Genomic DNA, 23,457 nt, shown 5'->3' with positions numbered 1-23,457 from the left:
ACATTGTTGTTTTATAAGTGAAGGGCAGGAGTATTTGCTGGCGCATCCCATAACGACAACAACTCATCATCCACTTTCAGCACTGTAATCGACATCCCCTGCATATCCAGTGACGTGCAATACGAGCCAATTAGCTTGCGTTCAATGATCAAACCAAAATCGGCGCAGCAGGCGGCCAGTCGATGCCAAACACCATAAAGCTCTGACAGAGGGGTGGCTCCCAGATTATTCACCAGCACCATCACCCGATCACCTTTTGCGAGTGGCTGCTTACTTTGACGGGTTTCGCGCCAGTCACCAGCTTCTCGATCCCAATGGCGTAACGTGCGTTGGTAGCTGCCGTGCTCAATCAGGGTCTGGAACATGGCATCAACGGTGTCATTCAACGAGGTAAATGGCCGCCGTTCGATGCCGGGTTCGCCATGAATCCCAACACCAAATTCCATCTCGTTTTCAGCCAGCGTAAATGAGGGTTTACCCGCCGCAGGCACGGTACAAGCGCCAAGTGCGATACCGATAGAGTGGCCCTGATTATTTATTTTCTGGCCGAGTGCCGCGCATTCATCCAGTGAATCCCCACGAACGGCCGCTGCACCGAGTAACTTCTCGATAATGACGGTATTCGCCACCCCACGCCGCCCGGCGGTATAGAGGCTATCTTTAACCGCGACATCATCGTCAATCACTAAGGTCGCGACCGCCGTGCCATCGGCATGCAGCAATTCTGCGGCAGTTTCAAAGTTAAGAATGTCGCCAGTATAATTCTTAATCAGCATTAACACGCCCTGCCCGCCATCAATGGCTTGGCCGCATTCATACATTTGATCTGGGGTTGGCGAGGTAAAAATCTCGCCGGGGCAGGCACCATCCAGCATACCTTCGCCAATAAAACCGCAATGCATCGGCTCGTGACCACTGCCACCGCCGGACATCAAGGCCACTTTGCCCATAACGGGTGCATCGGCACGGGTAATAAAAAGCGGTTCCTGATGTAATTTCAGCTCAGGATGGGCCTCAACCAGCCCTTGAATTTGCTCCTGTAACACACTCTCTACGCTGTTAATTAATTTTTTCATCTTATGCTCCGCGAACGGGAATGCTGGAGAACTGAGCTGCCGATGATGAGGGCCATCGGCAAACTCAGTCAGTTAGCTTGTCTGTCGATCAACTGCTCGTCGAACCCTTTAGTTAAGAAACGCCTCGCCCAAACTGTCAGCCACGATGATCGCGGCATAAACACTGTCGGGTGTCACGGCAAACGGCATGTTGTGGATGGTTTCACCTTCAGCGCAACTCGCCTGTGCTACTGCACGAATTTTGCGCTCGATATCCTGTGTCACCCCCATTTCAGCCAATGTAATTGGCAGACCCAGTTGCTGGCAGAATGAGAGCACGGTTTCGATCTCTTCCATGCTGCTGTTTTGTAACACCAATTGTGTCAGTGTACCGAAAGCCACTTTTTCACCGTGGTACAGATGGTGGCACTCCTCCAACACCGTGAAACCGTTGTGAATGGCGTGAGCCGCTGCCAGACCGCTACTTTCAAAACCAATACCACTTAGATAAGTATTGGCTTCAATGATGCGTTCTACCGCTTCAGTGACGACACCCGCTTCTACTGCCAGTTTGGCTTTGTAGCCTTCTGCCAGCAGGGTTTCATAGCATAAACGGGCCAAGGTGACCGCTGCCAAGGTGGACGCGCCCCCCGCCATGCTAATGGCTTTGGCATCAAAACAAGCTTGCGCTTCGAAGTAAGTGGATAGGGCATCCCCCATCCCTGAAACCAACAAACGCACGGGGGCTTTGGCGATAATGGCTGAATCCATCAGCACGATATCCGGGTTTTTCGGGTAAATTAGGTACTCGGCAAACTCACCCTGCTCGGTATAAATTACTGACAGCGCACTGGTTGGCGCATCAGTAGAAGCAATGGTTGGCACCACAATCACGGGGATATGCTGATAGTGAGCAATCGCTTTAGCCGTATCGAGGGTTTTACCGCCGCCAATACCAATCACCCCATTACAGTGGTGTTTTTTCAGCTCAACCGTCAGGCGTTCGATTTCCTGACGAGAGCACTCGCCGTTAAAGCGGCTAAAGTGATTTTCCAGCTCACTGCCATGCAGACTAGAGCTGACCGTATCCGCCGTCAACTTCATGACAAAATCGTCAGCGATAATAAAATAGTTATTAGCCAGTAACTTAGCGAACTCACCAATGGACTGTAGCGCATTGGCACCTTGGATATATTTAGACGGAGATTGAATGACTTTCAGCATATCTTGCTCCTGTAGCGTAAGAGTTAAGGCAATAATGAATTATTTTTAGACTAATTAATGAAGCTATCATTACTATAAGCGTAAAAAATAGGCTGAGAATCGTTAGTAAAAACGTTCCATTATGGAACGCCGTTGTCAGTTTGACGTTTCAGATTGGAACGTTAGGAGTGCCGCGAAGGGGCAGGAAGAGAAGTGGTGCACAGAATGAAGAATGTGCTTATTGAAAATGATGGGTATCTATCTAATAGGGGTGACTTGCTTAAGTTTGCAGGGCAGGATTTCAGTCCTTAAAAAAGATGTCAGCCACTGATTATCGTCGTACGTGACACCTTGAGAACCATCCCCATTGAGTTCTTGAACATGGAGATAAAGTGCTAATATTTTGTCATTTTAGAGTGTTTATATAAATAATATTAGCACTAATTTTCGTATGATGATCCTCCCCCCTACCATCTGTGATAGTATGCTAATATTATGGCTTTCCAAGATATTAAAAGATAAAATATTGACACTATGGCGAAGAAAACAGCACCTTTACTTCCTAACACAAACCAGTTGCTTGCTGATTTTGGTGAGAGGCTGAAGCTGGCTCGTTTACGGCGTAAATTGACGGCGAAACAGGTTGCAGAGCGAGCGGGTATGACGCCAATGACGTTGCGCTCACTTGAAGCTGGGGGGGCGGGAGTCACGATAGGCGCTTACCTGTCTGTCATGCAGGTGTTAGGGCTTGAAAACGATCTCAATAAGTTAGCCGCCGAAGATGAGCTGGGACGCCAGCTTCAGGATTATCGCCTGATAAAGAACGAAAACATTTTTCCTTCTAAGGTTACATCGCCTCGTAAAACCCCTGTGGCTGAAAACTCACGCGCAGGGGCCATCGTCATACATGAAGTGTCCGGCAAACGGATAACAACAACTGAAAAAGCCCCCCTCCCCTCAAACAACCCCCACCGAAAAGTGACAGGAACCTCCTCGGCGGATCTGGCTTCCCTGCTGAAACCGTTGAAGAAACCAACAAAAGGTAGCTAACAATGGCAATGATCGGTGTGTACGCAGACTGGGATGGAATGCCCGGACCAAAACGAGTTGGCTTCTTGCATAGCAGACAAACTCGTACACGAGAGCTATTCGAGTTTGAGTATGACCCACTGGCGTTAATCGATCCCGATCTCAATCGTTTGCAGCTAGATCCGGAGATTCTGTTGTTCGAAGGTGCTCAGTATCCAACTCATCCACGGGATAAGTTCGGGGTGTTCGGCGACTCAAGCCCTGACCGCTGGGGTCGGTTGCTGATGAAACGCCGCCTTGAACGGGATATTCGCTCAGGTATTAAGGCTGAGGGCACCAGACTATATGAGTTAGATTATCTATTGGGTGTGCATGACCTTTATCGGGTAGGTGCTCTACGTTATAAACTTGAAGATGATGGTGAATTCCTCGATAACCGAGCTGATGTGGCGGCTCCGCCTTTTACCGAAATTCATGCTTTAGAAAGAGCAAGCTACGCACTGGAAGAGGACCCAGACAATACATCCCAGCAAGGCCAAGAGTGGTTACGTATGCTCATTGCTCCAGGGGGTTCACTCGGTGGCGCAAGGCCAAAAGCCAGTGTTGCGAATGAGCATGGTCATCTCTACATAGCAAAATTTCCAAGTACCAAGGACGATTACGATGTTGGCGGTTGGGAGCTGGTCGTCAATGCGCTTGCTGTTGGCTGTGGACTGAATGTCGCGACAGCCGAAGCGCACAAATTTGCCAGTCATTATCACTGTTTTATGGTTCGTCGGTTTGACCGGACAGAATCTGGAAAGCGTCTCCATTTTGCCTCCGCCATGACAATGACCAGACATCAGGATGGTGATGATGCCTCGTCAGGTGTTAGCTATCTGGAACTTGCCGAGGTGCTAATAAGGCACGGTGCGCAAACCAATGCTGACCTGCGGGAACTCTGGTCCAGAATCGTGTTCAATATTCTCGTGTCCAACACCGATGATCACTTACGCAATCACGGATTTATTTTGGTCCCCGGTAAGGGTTGGCGGCTTTCTGAAGCCTACGATATGAATCCTACTCCTTGGTCTGACGGCCTGAAACTTAATATCACCGAGGCGGATAATGCACTGGATCTCGAACTGGCACGAGAAGTCGCTGAATACTTTCGTCTGAGCCTGTCAGAGGCGGATGAAATCATTGAAAACTTTATTGGGATCGTTAGCCAATGGAGAACCATTGCGAATGGGCTGGGGCTTCCTCTGCGGGAACAAGAGTATATGACTGAAGCCTTTAAACTTGCGGTGACTTAATGCCAAACCATCAACACTCCTAACAAATGCCGCCAAGATGTATCACCATGCCCGGCGCGCATAAAAAACACCCTGTAAACTTACCGCTCACAGGGTGGGAGTGACCCTCTCATTAGCGGCCCCGAAGAACAGCTTTTGCTGGTGCTAACGCGATGCTAGCCGTTATTCGCTAACCGGCTCATCATGCGTTTTTGCTTTAGGTTCTGGGTTCATCGAGCTGTAAATCACTGGCAGCACCAGTAATGTCAGCACCGTCGCGAAGCCCAGACCGAACATAATGACCACTGCCATACTTTGGAAGAAGGCATCGCTCAGCAGCGGGGCCAGCCCCAGTACCGTGGTAAATGCGGTCAGCATGATGGGTCGCAGACGGGCGGTAGAAGCATCAATAATCGCCTCACGTAGCGGTTTTTCCTGCCGCTGTAAGCCAATCTCTTCCACCAGTACAATGCCGTTACGTATCAACATCCCACTCAGACTGAGCAGCCCCAGCAGGGCCATAAAGCCAAACGGAATACCGGTGAGCAAGAAGCCAAAAGTCACGCCAATTAATGCCAGCGGCACCGTCAGCCAGATAGCCAGCGCGTTTCGCACTGAGCTAAACATCAGCACCGTCACCACAAACATAATCAGGAAAGCTATCGGTAAACTGATAAAAATACCCCGCTGTGCTTCCTTGGTACTCTCGTAGTCACCGCCCCATTCGAGTTCATAGCCGCGTGGCAGTTGAATGGCGTCAACTCCCGGTTTGATGCGCTGCAACAATTCGGAAGAGGTTTCGCCGCCCTGTTGAGTCGGGTCAGTCTGAACCGTCAGTGTGCGCTTACGATCCAGACGCATAATCAGCGGATCTTCCCACTCGGTTTCAAAGCTGGTGACCACATTGTCGATCGGGATAAAGGCTTGTCGCGCCTGACTCCACACCATCACGTCGTTGAGCCGTTCAGCATTGAGCCGCTCTGAATCTGGCGTGCGCAGCACAATCGGCATCAAGCGCGTACCATCACGGTACAATCCGACCGGTAAGCCACCAAAACTCATGCGCAGTGTGCCATCGACCTCACGTTTATCCACACCCAGCTCGCGGCCCAGATAATCGGAGAATTGTGGCCGGATCATTTTGCTACGATCTTGCCAGTCATGCCGTGCCCCATCCGCCATCGGATCAGCAATGATCGCTTTCTCCGCTTGGGCTGCCAGACCGCGCAGCACATCAGGGTCCGGTCCAATAAAGCGCGCTTCGATGGAGCTGTTGTTTGACGGCCCGAACATGATGCGCTTGATCTGCGCGTCAACCTGCGGGTATTCGTCATGCATGTAGGACTCGATTTCACTCACCAAGCCCGGTATTTGGTCCAACTGCTCGGCACGAACCATCACCTGCGCGTAGTTAGGGTAGTGGCGCTGGGCGTTGTAGGTCAGCATAAAGCGCATCGCACCCTGACCAATGGTCGCCATGGTGTCCTCAACACCTTTTTGCTGCTTGATGTATTGCTCAACTTTCGCCGCAACATCTTCGGTATAGCCGATATCGGTGCCGTAAGGCAGCCAGATATCCACGAAGAAGATAGGTGTGTTCGATGGCGGGAAGAAGCTTTGGCGAACATTACCAAAACCGACCACCGAGGCCACCAATAGCGCCGCCAGCAGGACTAGGGTGATGCTGCGATGTTGCAGTAATTTATTCAGGATGACGCGGTAGTAGCGGAATAACCAACCATCATAAGGTTGCTTGGCGGGTTTGTCGGCCTCCTCTTTCGCTGGCTTCTGGCCCTGAAATGCCCATTTGGAGAAGACAGGCGTCAGTGTCAGCGCAGTAATCCAACTCAGCATCAGCGAGATCAACAGCACTTGGAATAGCGATTTACAATATTCGCCAGTCGCATCATTCGACAGGCCAATAGGCGCAAAGGCCAGAATCGCGATGACGGTCGCGCCTAACAGCGGCATCATCGAGCGCTTCACCACATTGCCGATGGCTGTCGAGAGGCTTTCACCTCGCTGGCGGCCCACCACCACACCTTCCACCACCACAATGGCATTATCCACCAACATACTAAGCGCGATGATCAGCGCCCCTAGTGACACCCGCTGTAGCTCGATATTGAACAGCCACATAATGAGCAAGGTGCCGAGCACATTCAGCGCCAGCGAGATAGCAATCACCACCCCACTGCGCACCCCCATGAAGATCAGCAGGGTGACGATGACAATCAGCAGCGCCAGCAGGAAGTTAAGGATAAAGCCATTAACCGCCCCTTCCACTTCATGAGACTGGTCGTAGAAGACATTGATGTGCATACCTGACGGGCGCTCACCTTCAAGCTGCGCCAGTCGTGCCTTGATGGCGTTACCCACATTCACCACGTTGACGTTCGGGGCAAATGAGATCCCCAAGGCCAGCGCGGGCTTACCATTAGCGCGATAGATATTGGTCGGCGAATGACCAAAGCCCTGCGTCACCGTCGCGATATCGCGCAGATAGACACTTTTCGGGCTACCCGGCTGGCTGACTAATAGATTCCCCAGCTCTTGTACGCTTTGGAATTCACCTGTCGGATGCAAACGAATCGACTCACTGCCGACCTGTAGCTGGCCTGCATCGGATACCACGTTCTGGCGAGCCAGTAGATCGGATAGTTGCTGTGGCGTGATACCCGCGGCGGTCATCTGAGCGCGGGAGATCTCCACCTGCACCTCTTCCGGCAGAATCCCCACGATGCCCACTTTACCGACACCCGGCACCAGAACCAGTTCACGGCGCAGTTGTTCAGCAAAGTTGCGCAGATCCTGATTGCTGTAACCATCGCCCGTGAGCGAGAAGAAAAAGCCGTAGACATCGCCGAAGTCGTCGTTGACCATCGGAGCACTGGCTCCGGGGGGTAAACGCACACTGTTATCATTAATTTTTCGCCGCAATTCATCCCAGATTTGCGGTAACTCATTCGCGCCGTATTGTGCGCGAATATTGATGGTGATTTGCGATAAGCCCGCACTGGAAATTGACGTCACATCATCCACATAGGAGAGTTCCTGAATGGCATTCTCCAGCGGCAGTGTGACCTCTTCCTCGACCTGTTGCGCTGAGGCACCATCATAGCGGGTGACAACTACCGCCGTTTTGATGGTAAAAGCCGGGTCTTCTAGCCTACCGATATTGAGATAGGCAATAACACCGCCAATACCCAGCAACAGAATCGTTAGCCAGATACGGGTGCTATTGCTGATAAAATTATCAAGCGCTTTCATCAGAGACCTCGCTCACGAACCCAAGCCCGAACCACTTGATTTGGACGAAGCTCACCGGTGCCTGCGGCGACGATTTGTTCGCCATCAACTAAGCCGGAGGTCACTTGAATGCCGTTCTCTGTCAGTTGGCCCACCTGCACTTTGCGCTCTTCAACGTGCATCTGGCCGTCATCATTTTTGATAACCCATACCCGCGCATCATTTAACTGGGTATTGTCAGGGTTAAACACCGCTTCCACCGGCACCACAATGGTCGGGTGGTCAGTGCCAGACAGGTTGCCGGAGTTGATTCTTACCCGACCACTGATACCCGAAAGCAGGGGCATATCCGCCGGGCGCTTCATGGTCAGAGTGACTTGGAAAGTCTGCGAAGCAGAGCTGGTCGAGGTGGTATGTTCTTTATATTCAGCAATAAATTCGCGCCCCGGCAGGTGGTTGAGTAGCACCGTTGGCTTGTAGTTGCGATTGCTGATGTCCAGTGTGGTAAACAGGCGCTCTGGCACACTGAACACCACATCTAAGGTATCCAGCGCACTTAATGTCGCCACCGCCTGACCGGGGGCCATGACTTGATGGTTACGCGCACTCACATTGGCGATGATGCCATCAAAGGGGGCGGTGATGGTCGCATCACTGAGCTCTTTTTGCGCAATTTCCAGACCCGCACGGGCGGACTCCATCTCAGCGCGGCGAACATCTAATTCGGCACGGGAGACCGCACGTTGGCCTTGCAACGTATTGAATCGGTTGAATTGATCGCGGGCCAGATTAAAGGTTGATTGGCGATCGCGAACACGTAAGTTCAGATCAGTGTCGTTGAGCTTGGCGATAGTCTGGCCTTTTTTCACCTGCTCGCCTTCACGCACCAACAACTGTTGCAGTTGCCCACTGCGCTTAAAGGAGAGTTGGGTTTCATCGCCAGCTTGTAAGCGCGCGGGGAAATAACGCGTCCCATTTTGCCCGCTGTCTTCGACGATAAATATTTTTACCGGACGTACACTTTCTACGACTTCAGGGGGAGTTCTGTCGCAGGCTGCGAGTAGAAACGTGACTAGCAGAGTGACTATTGTTTTTATCTTCACTATAAGATCTCATTGAGTCAGATTTTAATAATTATTGTAGATTAGTTATCTCACACTTTTTTTATCTGTTTTCTGCGCCAGATTGCGCACCAGCGCTCTTATTAGTGTGATTAATAATCCCCCAGTAAACATTCCCAAAAAGTAGATCAGCACAATTAGCACCGAAATGGGTAGTGTTATTTGCGTGAAAAGTAAAGATAAGTTCACCGCACCGCTATTTTGGAAGGCAAAGAGTGTCGTCAATGTCACGATCAGCAAAAAACACACACCATAAACATATTTCACTCGATAATCCTTTTCGTTTCAGTCCATCACATTTCAGCATTAAAACGCCGATAGCAAGATAGCGCTACGCAGCGGCTACTCACTATCGGCAATTTTTTTAAGAGCAGTTATGTTAATCAATCCAATCGATGCCCAAAGCCATTGATGTTGCAGGTAGGCAGCCAGCAAACGCATCCCGATGAGCTGACTCAAGTCAGTGATTCGGGTAAGTGCGCGCAGCTAACAACCCTGCAGCGTCAAGGGCAAAGGGCAAGGCCGAAGCCATTGGCGTTGCAGGTAGGCAGCCAGCAAACGCACCCCGATGAGCTGACTCAAGTAAGTGATTCGGGTAAGTGAGCGCAGCTAACACCCCTGCAGCGTCAAGGGCAAAGGCATTAGTAGTCGACGGCATCCCGAATAATAGGACAAGTCATACAGTGACCGCCCCCGCGCCCACGGCCTAATTCACTGCCCACAATCTCAATCACTTCCACCCCTTCTTTACGTAACTGGGTGTTAGTTTTGGTATTGCGGTCATAGGCCAGCACCACACCCGGAGAGAGTGCAACCATATTGTTACCACTGTCCCACTGCTGACGTTCGGTGTCGTAGTCGTTACCTTCCGTCTCCACCACACGCAGTTTTTTCAGGTTCAATGCCCCAGCAACCGCCTCAACAAAGGTGCCTTTATCGCGGCTTAATTTAATGCCGGTCGGGCCATTATCTGGGCGCAGTGAGAAGGTTTGAATCTGGTTCACAATCGCCGGATACAGTGTCACCACATCGCGGTCGCAGAAAGTGAACACCGTATCCAAATGCATGGCAGCACGCAGTTTAGGCATGGCGGCAATCATGACGCGCTCCACCTGCCCTTCACTCTGTTTAAACAGCGATTGGGCCAACTGGGTGATCGCCTGATGCGAGGTGCGCTCACTCATGCCGATCAACACCGTTTTGTTGCCAATCGGCATCACATCGCCGCCTTCCAGTGTCGCGGAACCATGATGCTGTGTCGGGTCACCCCACCACACCTTCACATTGGCGTCGCCAAAGTCAGGGTGGAATTTGTAGATAGCCGTGGTCAGGATGGTCTCTTCATGACGCGCCGGCCAATACAGTGGGTTCAGTGTGACGCCGCCGTAGATCCAGCAGGTGGTGTCGCGGGTGTAGAGGGTATTGGGCAGCGGCGGCAACAGATATTCAGTGATGCCAACGGCTTCGCGAATCAGCTTAAGTTCTTCTTTGTCGCATTTGCCGTCATTATGCAGTTCAGTAGTCGATAAGCCGCCAATCAGCACTTCAGCTAACACGCGCGGTTCCAGACTTTCCAGATAGCTGCGCGTTTCATGCAGGATGCCCAGTGACACCTCATTGGGCACAATTTGCTGATCCAGAATCCATTTTTTCGCGGCGGGAATGGCGACTGTTTCGGCCAGCAGATTGTGCATCTCAACCACGTCGACACCACGTTCGCGCATTTTAGTCATAAAATCGAAGTGGTCTCGCTTGGCTCTTTCTACCCACAGCACGTCATCAAATAATAATTCATCGCAATTACTGGGAGTCAGGCGGTTATGGGCGCGACCGGGGGCGCAAACCATCACTTTATGCAGTTGCCCGACTTCAGAGTGAACGCCAAACTTGGTCTTGGCGTGAGTTTTCTTAGCTTTATCTGACATAAGAACTCCAATAAATTATATGGTGATAATTCCAGTGGCGATGCTATATATCGCAGCAACCGCAGCAACAATCAGAACAATAAACAGTATTCTTTCGTAGCTATTAAAGGCTTTTTGATGCTGTTCACGTTTGGCAATGAGATACAAAATTGTGCCTGGGCCGTAAATAATGGCCGACAGCAACAGGTATTTCATGCCACCGGCGTAGATCATCAGTGCAGAGTAGAAAGTCGCAATCAGGGCAAAAATGAGATCTTTTCTGTGACCTTGTTTGTTGGTTTCGTAAGTTTCACCGGTCCATGCCAGTTTTAACCCGTAAGCCCCCACCAACAAATAAGGAATCAAGGTGAGTGAGCTGGTTAACTCCAAGGCCAATTGGAAAGCATAATCAGTAAACAGTGTCAGAATTAAGAACACTTGAATAAAGATATTGGTCAGCCAAACCGCCGCAGAAGGGACAGCATTGCTGTTTTCCGTGCCGAAGACTTTGGGCATGCTTTTACTCTTGGCGGCAGAGAACAACACTTCCGCAGCCAACAGTGACCAGGATAAATAAGCCCCCAATACCGAGATAATCAGGCCAATACTGATGAAGATCGCCCCCCAGCGGCCGACGATAGCTTCCAGTACACCCGCCATGGATGGCTGACGTAATGCCGCCAGATCAGGGCGCAGCAGCACGCCGTAAGACAACATGGTAATCAGCACCAACAGACAGAGCACACCGATGAAACCCAGCACGGTAGCGATACCCACATGGCTGCGCTCTTTGGCATAACGTGAATAGACACTCGCCCCTTCGATGCCTAAGAAGACAAAGACGGTGACCAGCATAGTGCTACGGACTTGGGAGAAGAGAGACTCAGGTTCAGCTACCACCGGCATGACTGCCGCCGCATGACCAACATAGCCGTAATCATTTAGGTGTGAGAGATCAACACTCTTCACCACATCAGGTGTACCCCAGAAGTTCAGTGCGAACACATCGCCTTTAAAGGCAAAGATCAGCACGATGACGAAAATGAAGATGGGAATTATTTTTGCGAAGGTGGCAATGGTATTAATGGCAGCGGCTTCTTTAACCCCCCGCAATATCAGGATATGGAATCCCCATAAAATAACGGAGGCGACTAATACCGCGGGAATAGTATTGCCATCACCAAATATTGGGAAGAATGCCCCGAGCGTTGATTTGATCAGCACGAAGTAAGAGACGTTACCAATACAGGTCCCGGCCCAAAAACCTAATGCCGAGGCAAAACCAAGATAATCTCCGAAGCCCTCTTTGGCGTAAATGAATACACCGGAATCAAGATTAGGTTTGCGCTGCGCCAATGTTTGAAAAACAAAAGCCAGCATTAACATCCCACCGCCGGCGATACACCAGGCAATAAGTGCGCCAAATCCCCCCGTCGCTCGTCCAAATGTCGCGGGTAATGAAAATATACCCGCCCCGATCATTGACCCAACCACTAATGAGGTTAGGGCCGGTAAAGATAATTTATTCGCAGATGAATTGGCCATGATGATCTCAGTGACGTTGGATAAATTACGTTAAATGTAAATTCTGTTTATCCCACAAACAGATTCGCCCACACCCACTTATCAATATAAATACATAGTTATCATAGCGTCCTTTAAAATTATTGCATAATGTCGAGAAAGTAGACCAAAGATTAAAATCTGTAAATTATTGAAAAAATTATTACATACATCAGAATTTCTTAATAGTGATCGAAATCATGATTTTATCTATTCATAAAACAGTTCATTGGCTTAATTCACTGCGCTAGTGGCACTCCGTTAGCATAGAATTCTGTTTTAATGCAAATTGTTATTTGAGAACATTCTTGCCTGCCGATTTGGTCAATAATAGCTAAGTCCGTCAGAGTGAAACTCACTTGCCCTCCATAAATTCTTGGTCTAGGCTTAACAGTTAAGCCTTAACAATCAAAAATAAAATATCTATTATTTTCAATTAATTAAAAAGCAATCAGCCTTATCGAAAAATAGGCCATATCTTATTAAAACTCTCTATTAGCTCACATTGATGGGTCTTCATTTAGCCATTTCTCGTTCGCCATAATCAGATCATGACAGCATTTACCCTCTGCATTTTTCTTTTTATAAAATGGAGTAATATGTCCTCTGATAATTGTGACATTAGAGATATTGATATTGCATGTTGAAATATCTGACAAGATGTAGGAATTTAATGTTGGGATTTATGTGTGAATTATCTTAGCCGGCTTAATACTCATGACATAAAAAAGAATCCAACGAAAAACGGCTCCCATTAAGAGAGCCGTTATTTAGCATATTATATTTCGCGAGAAGTATGCGCTATTTCGTCAGCCGCTTATCCGATACTGGCTGAGAACCCGCGACGGAATAACCCGCCAGAATCGCCACGAAAATCATAAACAGATGGCCTTCAGATGAATCCAGCAGGAATGAGTTGAAGAAGTTACACGCCATATAGCTGGTCAATACCGCCAGTAGCACATTACGTAACAGCGGGGTTTGTTGCCAAATGACGCGATAGCAACAAACAATCCACGCCAGGAATATCAACAGACCAATGACTCCTGAATGAATTGTTTCGATAAGATATTCATTATGTGGGTTATTCACTGAATAGCCAGTTTCCGGGTTTCCATAATAAAATCCCCCCGCACCATGACCTAAAATAGGGGCTTCCTTAATTAACCGGCTGGCCTCAATGGCAAAAGCGGAACGCTGCCCCATTGAGGAGCTGCAAGCCTCATAGGCATCACCTGATGACGCGGCAACACAGACTTTTATTTCATTCACGCCCTGCACGATACGGTCAGTTGCTTTATTGGGGATAAAGACCAAGGCGGTGAAAGCCACGATACCGAGCACCACTAAGGTCAACCGCTGCCGATTGCCCAGCGAGAAGAAGAGCCACACACCTAACCCTACTACCAGCGCCACATAACCGGTTCTGCCCAGTATCAAGAACAGAATGCTGTAACTGGCCGCGACCACCAGTAGGCCATAACCCCAGCGCTTCCAGCCCTGACTGTTGAACGCTAGCGCCAACCAAAGTAAAGCCGCCAGTGCCATAAAGAAGTTTTGGGTAATTTGCAGTTTAAAGATGGTGGGATTGGTCGGATCGACGCCGCTCAGCGGAATATGCAACACCCCAACCATTAATGTTCCGGCCAATATCACCGCATTGGCGACCAGAAAACCGGCACAAAACCGTTTAATCAACTGTGGCTGGTGCACAAAGAACAGAGCCAATGGCAGCACATAGAGCAGTTTTTTATATTTCCCTACCATATCAGGGCCATAGCTGTTGTGCTGATACAGCAACGAGAGCGCCAGCAGGGCAAACATCACCGCCGGTAGATAGACCAGTGGACTGGTGAGGAATGATTTAATATCCAGTGTTTTTCTATTAATAATCAGGCTGATAACAATCAGCACCAATGAAATATTCATCAGCTGATTATTTGTTGCTAAACCAATACCCAACAGGAGTGCCGCGAAACGACTCAGCATCTCACTGCGATGATTGACCGGATGTGCCGGTGATAAAGTTGTCATAATTCTCTCAGCTCAGGCTGGTTAGGGGAAAACAAAACGACTGATACATCAATGGCCTTTGGCGACTCGCCAGGCATCCACTGCTTCTATCACCTCATTCACCGGAATGGCGTTCAGATAACGATCGGTGGTATCGGTGTCTATCTCATTGGGGTGTGGCAAAGTTCGGTAGTGCCCAGCCCATAACAGGGTGTGCGGGGCCTGCCACGGATGCCACTGGTTAAGGTTACTGGGGCCAAAGAGCACCACGGCGGGGGTTTGTAAGGCCGCGGCCATATGCATTGCGACTGAATCGACACCAATAAATAGCTTAGCGTTATCAATCAATACCGCCAGTTCTGGCAGCGCCAACAGGCCCGCCAAATTGATCACTTTTTCGGGTTGCGCGCATCCAGCAATAATCTCGGCGATATAGTCCAGTTCAGTCTGATCTTTACCCCCCGTCAGCAATACCGTTTCACCTTGTTCAGTGAGATGGTTGATCAGTTGACTGAATGACTCACTGGCCCACGTTTTGAACTTCCAGCGGGCAGAGGGCTGAATCAAGAGATAATCGTGGATATTGCGCTGTAGGCATAGCTGTTTTACCCGCTCAATATCCTGTGGGCCATAGGACATGGTGACATCCGTGATGATGTCAGTCAGTTGCAGTGGCGCGAGGATATCGAGATTATTGAGCACCGTGTGCCGTTCGGCAGCATGGGGGATCTCAACTAAGGTGGAGTGGCAGTAGCGCCATAGCCAAGTGTCCCGCTTTGGGTAGTGAAAACCGATACTGAAGCCCGGTTTGAGTAAGCGGCAATAGGCGGCGGCGCGCCACTGATCAGATAAATTGAGAATGAGATCATAATGGTGCGCTTTCAATGCGGTAAACAGGGCTTTTTCGCCGCTGATTTGTGCGGTAAAGCCCGCATGTTTGAGGCCACGATCAACTATAAACGCATGATTGACGGCGCTATTCTCCCGCAGCATCTCCTGCGTACCGCCATACAGCAGAACATCAATTTTTGCCTGTGGGTAGTTGGCTTTTAGTGTGCTCAGGAGAGGCGTCATTAAGAGAACATCGCCGAAATGGCGTAATTTAATCACTAAAATGCGCTTAACATTCTCTTTCTCCCGCAATATCTCGGGTAAGTGGATACCGGAGTGAGCAGGAGCCGAAAGTTGCCCGGCAGGCGATTCTGTCTTATTTGATGTATTCATCATAGATGCGCCATCATCGGCAACGATAAAGGGGTAATAATGCTATACAAGGGTTTGTTGCATAGCAATGCTTTATTTAACCCCCGGAGCCTTCCATAGCGACGTCGTTAACCCGCTGTCCACCAGCGTCAACTGGTCGGTATACACCGCTTGCCAATTGGTTTTGGCCGCCTGATAGAGCGCTCGATGTTCGGTGTTGGGCGTATACTCCCGCTCCCAGCGCACCAGCCGCTCACCGGTCGTATCCAGCGCCTCATACAGCCCGACCCCCACCCCTGCCGCAATCGCACAGCCCAAGGCAGTGGCCTCTTTCACCACTGGCACGCGGACGGGAATACCCGTCACATCAGCCAAAATCTGGCTCCACAGTTTGCCTTTTGAGCCACCGCCCGCAAACACCACCGAGGAGGCTTTGACCCCAGAGAATTCAGCAATTTGCGCCAAATTGCAGGCCGAGACTATCGCCGCATTCTCCTCTAATGCGCGGAACAGGGTGGCTTTGTTACACTTTTCAGGGTCGAGTGAGAGGTTAATAAAGGAGGGCGCGGCGTGATACCAAGATTTAAAGCGCATCACATCAGAGAAAATTGGCATGACGCCATAAGCGCCCGCAGGAACTCTGGCCGCCATATCTTCCAGCAAACTGTAGGTATCAATGCCCAGCCGCTGCGCCAGCAACTTCTCTTCCGCGCAAAAAGCATCACGGAACCAGCGCATGGTCAGGCCGGTAAAGAAGCTGATGGATTCGGCTTGCACCATGCCGGGAATGACATGAGGGTTAATCCGCGTGTTCATATTGGGGTCAGTCATCGGCTGAGGCAAGTTCACCACCTGCTGCCAAAAAGTGCCGCCCAACACTGCCGTCTGCCCCGGTTTCACCACCCCTAACCCTAAGCAGCCGAGTTGTACATCACCGCCGCCCATCACCACTGGTGTTCCCACCCGCAAACCACACTCTTCGGCGGCTTGCGCCGTGACATGGCCGAGCAACGTCCCCGTCTCTTTGACCGGCGATAAGATATCGGCACGTAATCCCGCCATCTCCAGCAAGTTAGGCTGCCAGTTGCGGGTAACTAAATCCAGCATGCCCGTGGTACCCGCATTGGAGGGATCAACCGCCAGTTCGCCACTGAGCATATTGGCCAGCCAGTCGCTAATCATGGTCAGTGTCCCCGCCTGACGATAGATATCGGGCCGATAATGAGCCAACCACAATAGCCGTGGCATGGCGCTCAGCGCCAGTGTCTGGCCAGAGCACTGATAAACCTCAAATTCAAAGCCGTTATCATGCAGCTCTTTCAACTCGCTGACTTCGCGGCTGGCGCGTGCATCCACATTGGCGCAGGCCCAGATGGGTTTGCCGCTGCGGTCATAGAGCACAATCCCCTCGCGCATTGAGCACGCGGCCACTGCGCGGATAGCGCTGGCGGGCAATCCTGCCAGATGCAGTGCCTGACGGATACACTGACAGGTTAGCTTCCAGTTGGTGGTTAAATCAAACTCCATCGACCCCGGCACATCCGGCACGGGCAGATGCAGCCACTCCGCCTGCCCAGCGGCAATCTGATTGCCATGAAGGTCAAAGATGACCGCCCGAACACTGCCCGTGCCCGCATCCAAAGCCATCAGATAATCACCCAATGGGGAAGTCGTAGAGAATTGATTCATTACGCTATCCTCTGTTTTATATGAATTAATGTATAAACCTGCCCTCTACTGCCTTTTTCTCGAAAAAATAAAAACCATTGGCGTTATTGTCGCAGTCAGATTGAGTGCGGCCAGCGCGCAGGGGGCCGGAGCATACACGTAGTATGTGACGGTCACGAGCACTGTCCAATCTCAAGCTGACAAGTAAAATAGCCAATTAAATCAGTTTGATGATTGATCTGGCGGTCAACTCATCGGTCACTAATGCATTCACATACTTTCCTTTCAATGCGGCCACTATCGCTTCTGATTTCTCAACCCCGCCCGCGACACCAATGACCGTCGGGATCTGGGTCAGCTCCGCCAGTGAAATACCGATCAACTCCTGATGAATCTGCATATCGGCGGCCAGCGCCCCATCCGCCTGCATAAAGTAGCCGAGGATATCGCCAACCGCCCCTTTGCGGCTAAACATCAACTGCTCGCCTTCACTGATATAGCCGGAGCGCAAAATGGTGGCTTCTCGTTGCTGATTCACCGAGCCAATACCCACCACCGCCACATCAGCGGCACAGGCTGCCAGCATCACATCGCGGACACTGTTCTCCTGCCGGAAAGTGTCGGCCACCTTGGCGCTAGACGCGCGCAATGGCGCAGGAATAATGCTGACCTGACACGCCGCATCCAACTGACCAATGCCGGTCATATAAGAGCCAACGCCGCCGGAGAGTGTCACCAGCCGAATCTGCTGTGAAGCAATAAAGCCACTCAAATGCTGCAATGCACACATGGTGGTTTCACCAAACCCCACCGCCAAGAGTTGCTGCGGTTGTATCAGCGCCATCAATAAATGTGCCGCACCAATCCCCAATCGGCTACTGATGCTAAGATCCGCCAGCGAAGGCAGAATGCGGATATGCTTGAGGCCAAAATGCTGTTGTAGCTGATTTTCCAGTTCCAGACACCCTTCATAACGCGAATTGATCTGTACCCGGATGACCCCTGACTGACGGCCTTTCTCCAGCAATCTGGAGACCTTCAATCGGGTCAGCCCCAGCAGTTCGCCAATATCCCCTTGTGTTAAGCCATCGTGATAATAAAACCACGCAATGCGAGCGAGCAGTTCCTCTTCACTCATGCTATTACCCGGATATTTGTATTCATCATTGGACGACAAAGGTTTCTCTTTTGTGACTGATTTTTCTTTCATCATTGCTGGCTGTTCTCTTCTTACTGCTGATCGACTTAAACAACTTATCGACTCAAATGTCTACGTCATGAATGTGAGATCTTGATTGATAACTACGCTAACAGCTTAGCCAATACATTTGAACACATTTTAATTTAAATTTTTTTATTCACGAAAATGTGATCTTCGTTACGCCACAAATGGGAATATGCAGCTATCTTTTTTGAACACTTTTAATTTTAAATTATTTTTGTTCACATTGGGAGCTACTGATGCCGCACACTGTTACCCCCCCGCCACCACTGCTCCAAGTCCGTGGCATCAGCAAGCAGTTTTCCGGCGTCGTGGTATTGAAAAGTATCGACTTTACTCTGCAACCCGGTCAGGTCCACGCCCTGCTGGGGGGCAATGGGGCGGGCAAATCGACACTGATGAAAATCATCGCCGGGGTTCTGCCACCCGATAGCGGCACCATCGAGATCCATGGGCAGCCCTGCCTCAATCTCACTCCGGCAAAAGCCCATCAATTAGGCATTTATCTGGTGCCACAAGAACCCATGCTGTTTGCCAATCTCTCGGTGCAAGAAAATATTCTGTTTCGCCTGCCCAAGCATCAGGCCGACAAAAAGAAGATGGCGCAGTTGCTCAACGATTTGGGCTGCCACTTGGACCTGTCGGTCAGTGCTGGCTCGCTGGATGTGGCCGATCAGCAGCTTGTTGAGATCATGCGCGGCTTGATGCGTGACTCCCGAATTTTGATTCTGGATGAACCCACCGCCTCGCTCACACCCGCAGAAACCCACCGCTTATTCAGCCAAATCAAAATGTTATTGCAGCAAGGGGTTGGCGTGGTGTTTATCTCCCACAAACTGCCGGAAATTCGCCAACTGGCGGATTGGGTCAGCGTGATGCGCGATGGCGGCATTGCCCTGAGCGGTGCCACCGCCGATTTCTCGACCGAGGCCATTATTCAGGCGATTACGCCGCAAGCCAAAAACAGCACATTATCCGATACCCAGAAACTCTGGTTGGAGCTGCCCGGTAACCGCCGCTCTCAAGCCCGCGCTCAATCGAATCAACCGGTGATTCAAGTCAGCGACCTGAGCGGCGAAGGTTTTGCCCACCTCTCTTTTGAGGTGCACGCGGGTGAAATTCTCGGGCTGGCGGGGGTGGTGGGTGCAGGCCGAACCGAGCTGGCCGAAACCCTGTATGGCTTGCGCCCTGCCAGCGGCGGCAGTGTCTGGCTAGAAGAGCACGACATCACCGCGATGAAAACCGTGCACCGCTTAGCGTCGGGGCTGGTTTATCTGCCGGAAGACCGCCAAGCCTCCGGCCTCTATCTGGATGCTCCATTGAGCTGGAATGTCTGCTCGCTGACGCAAGGCAGTCAGGGGATTTGGACCCATCCGGCACAGGAGGCAGCAATTTTGGAGCGCTATCGCCGCGCCCTGAACATTAAATTCAGCCATCAGGAACAACCGGTGCGCACCCTCTCCGGCGGTAATCAGCAAAAGCTGCTGATTGCCAAATGTCTGGAAGCCAACCCATTGCTACTGATTATTGATGAGCCGACCCGTGGTGTGGATGTCGCGGCCCGCAGTGATATCTACCAATTGATCCGCAGCATTGCGGCGCAGCATGTGGCGATCATTTTTATCTCTTCGGATCTGGAAGAGGTGGTGCAGATGGTGGATCGCGTCTTGGTCATGCATCAGGGGGAGGTCAGTGGCGAGCTAAGTGGCAGCGCGATGAATGTCGATACCATTATGCATCTGGCCTTCGGCGAGCATCATTATGCCAACGCCCCTCCATCCACCGAAAATGAGGGCGCATCATGTTGAAATTTATTCAGAACAATCGCGAAGGCACCGCGCTGCTGGCGATCCTCGCCCTGTTTGCCCTACTCGGGGTGATCGACCGCAACTACTTCAGTATGCAAACCTTCACCATGATTTTCAGCAGTGCGCAGATCCTGATCCTGCTGGCGATCGGCGCGACGATGGTGATGCTCACCCGCAATATTGATGTCTCCGTCGGCTCGATTACTGGCCTCTGTGCGGTGACTGTCGGCATGGCGCTCAATGCCGGTTTTGGGCTGGCACTCTCCTGCCTATTCGCCCTATTGGTCGGCATGGTGGCGGGCTGCTTTAACGGCATTCTGGTCACTTGGCTGCGCATTCCGGCGATTGTCGCCACCCTGGGGACTTTGGGGCTATATCGCGGCCTGATGCTGTTGTTGACGGGCGGTAAATGGATCGAAGGGTTACCGGCAGATCTGAAAAGCTTATCAACGCCGATTCTGTTTTCTATCTCACCCATTGGCTGGCTGATTATGTTGTTGATCCTCGCCATGGCCGGGCTGCTGGGTAAAACCGCCTTTGGCCGCAGCTTCTACGCCACTGGCGATAACTTGCAGGGCGCGCGCCAACTGGGTATCCGCACCGACAGCATTCGCATTTTTGCCTTCTCAATGAATGGCGTGATGGCGGCACTGGCGGGGATCGTCTTCGCCTCACAAATTGGTTTCATCCCCAATCAAACGGGCAGCGGGCTAGAGATGAAAGCCATTGCCGCCTGTGTGCTCGGCGGGATCAGCCTACTGGGCGGCACGGGCACCATCATCGGTGCCATTCTCGGCGCTTATCTGTTGACCCAAATTGATAGCGTGCTCGTGCTGCTGCGCCTGCCCGCCTGGTGGAATGACTTTATCGCCGGATTGGTGTTGCTGGGGGTGCTGGTGTTCGATGGCCGCTTGCGCTGCGCCGTCGAGCGCAATATCCGTCAGCAAAAATATGCCCGCTTTACTGCCCGACCGGCAGTGACCGATAAAAATATGAAAAAGGTGGCGTGATGAATAATATTTATCGCCGTTATGGATGGGAACTGACTCTGGCAGCCCTGTTGGTGCTGGAGATCCTGCTGTTTGGCTTATCAAACTCGCGCATGTTGGACATCAATGTGCTGCTGTTCAGCACCAGTGATTTTATCTGTATCGGCATCGTCGCCCTACCGCTGACCATGGTGATCGTCAGTGGTGGCATCGACATCTCATTTGGCTCCACTATCGGATTGTGCGCCATATTCCTTGGTGTGATGTTTCAGGCGGGCGTGCCGATGAGTGTGGCGATCCCGCTGACCCTGATGGTCGGGGCGCTGTGCGGCTTGATCAATGCTGGATTGATTCTCTATACCGGCGTCAACCCGCTGGTCATCACCTTGGGCACCATGTACCTGTTCGGCGGCAGCGCCCTGTTGCTGTCGGGTATCTCGGGGGCGACCGGCTACGAAGGGATTGGCGGCTTCCCCACCGCGTTTACCGATTTTGCCAACCAAACATTGTTCGGCCTGCCTATCCCGCTGGTGATCTTTATGGTGTGCGTGCTGCTGTTCTGGCTCTTGATGCACCGCACCCACAGTGGCCGTCATGTTTTTCTGATTGGGCAAAACAGCCGCGTCGCCCGCTACAGCGCCCTGCCCGTCGCCCGCACCTTGTGCCTGCTCTATGCCTTGACGGGCATGGCCTCCGCCATTGCCGCCGTGCTGCTGGTCTCTTACTTCGGCTCTGCGCGTTCTGATTTGGGAGCCTCATTCTTGATGCCCGCCATCACCGCCGTGGTGCTGGGTGGGGCCAATATTTATGGCGGCTCCGGTTCGATCCTCGGCACGGCACTAGCGGTCTTACTGGTGGGTTACTTGCAGCAAGGACTGCAAATGATCGGCACCCCCAACCAGATATCCAGTGCGCTCTCCGGCGCGCTACTGATTTTAGTGGTGGTCGGGCGCTCCATCAGCCTCCATCGACATTTGATTCAAGAATGGCTTCAACGCCGTCGCAGTAGAAATACCGTGGTTTAACCTGCTCTTTTTATCAAAAATTGCCAACACCTCTCTACCCATATCGGAGATAGCCATGAAAACACCAAGATTAAAAAAACTGGCGCTGGTTTGTGCCCTCGGATTTGCCTGTATCACTATTGGCTCTATACATGCCGCGCAAGCGGCGGAGCGCATCGCATTTATCCCGAAATTGGTCGGGGTAGGCTTCTTCACCAGTGGCGGTAAAGGGGCCGTCGATGCCGGCAAAGAGCTGGAGGTGGATGTCACCTATGATGGCCCGACAGAGCCGAGTGTTTCCGGCCAAGTCCAACTGATCAATAACTTTGTCAATCAAGGCTATAACGCCATTGTGGTTTCCGCCGTCTCGCCTGATGGCCTCTGTCCGGCGTTAAAACGCGCCATGCAACGGGGGGTCAAAATCCTGACGTGGGACTCTGACACCAAACCGGAGTGCCGCTCGATTTATATCAACCAAGGCACCCCGAATCAGTTGGGTTCAATGCTGGTGGATATGGCGGCGAATCAGGTGAAAAAAGAGAAAGCCAAGGTAGCCTTCTTCTACTCCAGCCCGACAGTGACCGACCAGAATCAGTGGGTGAATGAAGCGAAGAAAAAAATCCAGCAAGAGCACCCCGGCTGGGAGATTGTCACCACCCAATTCGGCTATAACGACGCCACTAAATCACTGCAAACCGCCGAGGGCATCTTAAAAGCCTATGGCGATCTGGACGCTATTATCGCGCCAGATGCCAATGCCCTGCCCGCTGCGGCACAAGCTGCAGAAAACCTGAAACGCGACAATGTGGCGATCGTCGGTTTCAGTACTCCGAATGTGATGCGCCCCTATGTTGAGCGCGGCACGGTGAAGGAGTTTGGTCTGTGGGATGTGGTTAACCAAGGCAAAATCTCGGTGTATGTCGCCAATGAAATGCTGAAAAAAGGCGATCTGAACGTCGGCGATAAGCTGGAAATCCCGAACATTGGCGTGGTGGAAGTGGCACCGAACCGTGTTCAAGGCTATGACCATGAAGCGAAAGGCAGCGGCATTGTGTTACTGCCACAGCGGGTCATTTTCACCAAAGAGAATATCGACAAATACGATTTCTAATCTCAGCGGCCCGTCCCAGCGGCGGGCCATACCCAGAGTAA

18 protein-coding genes are annotated in these 23,457 nt (G+C 51.3%); 7 read left to right on the top strand and 11 right to left on the bottom strand.

Annotated features, from left to right (window positions below):
* Positions 1-11: 11 nt before the first annotated feature.
* Together dhaK and HRD69_RS08455 are read right to left on the bottom strand one after the other, a co-directional pair.
* On the bottom strand, positions 12-1,076 hold the full coding sequence (gene dhaK / locus HRD69_RS08460; protein ID WP_004876102.1) for a dihydroxyacetone kinase subunit DhaK: 1,065 nt from the start codon (positions 1,074-1,076) through the stop codon (positions 12-14).
* Between the two features lie 108 nt (positions 1,077-1,184).
* Positions 1,185-2,279, bottom strand: a complete 1,095-nt coding sequence (locus tag HRD69_RS08455) for a glycerol dehydrogenase (protein ID WP_004876103.1) — start codon at positions 2,277-2,279, stop codon at positions 1,185-1,187.
* A 513-nt stretch (positions 2,280-2,792) separates the two neighbouring features.
* Between HRD69_RS08455 and HRD69_RS08450 the strand changes: the two genes are divergently transcribed.
* Together HRD69_RS08450 and HRD69_RS08445 are read left to right on the top strand one after the other, a co-directional pair.
* The gene (locus HRD69_RS08450; protein ID WP_004876104.1) at positions 2,793-3,308 is read left to right on the top strand and encodes a helix-turn-helix domain-containing protein; all 516 of its coding nucleotides are present in this window, start codon (positions 2,793-2,795) and stop codon (positions 3,306-3,308) included.
* 2 nt (positions 3,309-3,310) lie between these two features.
* Positions 3,311-4,582, top strand: a complete 1,272-nt coding sequence (locus HRD69_RS08445) for a type II toxin-antitoxin system HipA family toxin (protein ID WP_032815035.1) — start codon at positions 3,311-3,313, stop codon at positions 4,580-4,582.
* A gap of 162 nt (positions 4,583-4,744) precedes the next feature.
* Here HRD69_RS08445 and HRD69_RS08440 read toward each other — a convergent pair whose 3' ends face one another.
* The 3 genes from HRD69_RS08440 to HRD69_RS08430 are packed head-to-tail and all read right to left on the bottom strand — an operon-like array spanning position 4,745 to position 9,198.
* Positions 4,745-7,831 carry an efflux RND transporter permease subunit gene (locus HRD69_RS08440; RefSeq protein WP_004876106.1) on the bottom strand — a complete coding sequence of 1,029 codons (3,087 nt, stop codon included), beginning with the start codon at positions 7,829-7,831 and terminating at the stop codon, positions 4,745-4,747.
* Positions 7,831-8,913, bottom strand: a complete 1,083-nt coding sequence (locus HRD69_RS08435) for an efflux RND transporter periplasmic adaptor subunit (RefSeq protein ID WP_032815036.1) — start codon at positions 8,911-8,913, stop codon at positions 7,831-7,833. The genes HRD69_RS08440 and HRD69_RS08435 overlap by 1 nt, the downstream gene beginning before the upstream one ends.
* 45 nt (positions 8,914-8,958) lie before the next feature.
* The gene (locus tag HRD69_RS08430) at positions 8,959-9,198 is read right to left on the bottom strand and encodes a lipopolysaccharide assembly protein LapA domain-containing protein (protein ID WP_004876107.1); all 240 of its coding nucleotides are present in this window, start codon (positions 9,196-9,198) and stop codon (positions 8,959-8,961) included.
* Positions 9,199-9,342: 144 nt separating this feature from the next.
* Between HRD69_RS08430 and HRD69_RS08425 the strand changes: the two genes are divergently transcribed.
* Positions 9,343-9,534, top strand: a complete 192-nt coding sequence (locus HRD69_RS08425) for a hypothetical protein (protein WP_172984579.1) — start codon at positions 9,343-9,345, stop codon at positions 9,532-9,534.
* Positions 9,535-9,572: 38 nt separating this feature from the next.
* On the opposite strand, the gene arcA is transcribed toward HRD69_RS08425, so the two are convergent.
* The 6 genes from arcA to lsrR all read right to left on the bottom strand — a co-directional run bounded on the left by arcA (position 9,573) and on the right by lsrR (position 18,492).
* Positions 9,573-10,856, bottom strand: a complete 1,284-nt coding sequence (gene arcA, locus HRD69_RS08420) for an arginine deiminase (RefSeq protein ID WP_004876846.1) — start codon at positions 10,854-10,856, stop codon at positions 9,573-9,575.
* 15 nt (positions 10,857-10,871) lie between these two features.
* Positions 10,872-12,380 carry an amino acid permease gene (locus HRD69_RS08415; RefSeq protein WP_004876847.1) on the bottom strand — a complete coding sequence of 503 codons (1,509 nt, stop codon included), beginning with the start codon at positions 12,378-12,380 and terminating at the stop codon, positions 10,872-10,874.
* Positions 12,381-13,199: 819 nt separating this feature from the next.
* Complete coding sequence (locus HRD69_RS08410) at positions 13,200-14,432, bottom strand: O-antigen ligase family protein (protein WP_004876848.1); 1,233 nt, start codon at positions 14,430-14,432, stop codon at positions 13,200-13,202.
* Positions 14,433-14,480: 48 nt separating this feature from the next.
* The gene (gene rfaQ, locus HRD69_RS08405) at positions 14,481-15,638 is read right to left on the bottom strand and encodes a putative lipopolysaccharide heptosyltransferase III (protein WP_004876849.1); all 1,158 of its coding nucleotides are present in this window, start codon (positions 15,636-15,638) and stop codon (positions 14,481-14,483) included.
* 69 nt (positions 15,639-15,707) lie between these two features.
* The gene (gene lsrK / locus HRD69_RS08400) at positions 15,708-17,303 is read right to left on the bottom strand and encodes an autoinducer-2 kinase (protein WP_004876850.1); all 1,596 of its coding nucleotides are present in this window, start codon (positions 17,301-17,303) and stop codon (positions 15,708-15,710) included.
* 196 nt (positions 17,304-17,499) lie between these two features.
* On the bottom strand, positions 17,500-18,492 hold the full coding sequence (gene lsrR, locus HRD69_RS08395) for a transcriptional regulator LsrR (RefSeq protein WP_072079665.1): 993 nt from the start codon (positions 18,490-18,492) through the stop codon (positions 17,500-17,502).
* Positions 18,493-18,743: 251 nt separating this feature from the next.
* Here lsrR and lsrA point away from each other — a divergent pair, with 251 nt between their 5' ends.
* The 4 genes from lsrA to lsrB are packed head-to-tail and all read left to right on the top strand — an operon-like array spanning position 18,744 to position 23,416.
* Positions 18,744-20,312: an autoinducer 2 ABC transporter ATP-binding protein LsrA gene (gene lsrA, locus HRD69_RS08390; protein ID WP_004876853.1), complete on the top strand. Its 1,569-nt coding sequence runs from the start codon at positions 18,744-18,746 to the stop codon at positions 20,310-20,312.
* Positions 20,306-21,322: an autoinducer 2 ABC transporter permease LsrC gene (gene lsrC / locus HRD69_RS08385; RefSeq protein WP_050413219.1), complete on the top strand. Its 1,017-nt coding sequence runs from the start codon at positions 20,306-20,308 to the stop codon at positions 21,320-21,322. The genes lsrA and lsrC overlap by 7 nt, the downstream gene beginning before the upstream one ends.
* On the top strand, positions 21,322-22,326 hold the full coding sequence (gene lsrD, locus HRD69_RS08380; RefSeq protein WP_004876854.1) for an autoinducer 2 ABC transporter permease LsrD: 1,005 nt from the start codon (positions 21,322-21,324) through the stop codon (positions 22,324-22,326). Before lsrC ends, lsrD begins: the two co-directional genes overlap by 1 nt.
* A gap of 55 nt (positions 22,327-22,381) precedes the next feature.
* Positions 22,382-23,416 (top strand): autoinducer 2 ABC transporter substrate-binding protein LsrB, encoded by a 1,035-nt coding sequence (gene lsrB / locus HRD69_RS08375; RefSeq protein WP_004876855.1) that lies wholly within the window; start codon positions 22,382-22,384, stop codon positions 23,414-23,416.
* Positions 23,417-23,457 lie beyond the last annotated feature (41 nt).

Source organism: Yersinia mollaretii ATCC 43969 (assembly GCF_013282725.1).
Lineage (GTDB): Bacteria > Pseudomonadota > Gammaproteobacteria > Enterobacterales > Enterobacteriaceae > Yersinia > Yersinia mollaretii.
This window is presented reverse-complemented; position numbering and strand designations above follow the sequence as displayed.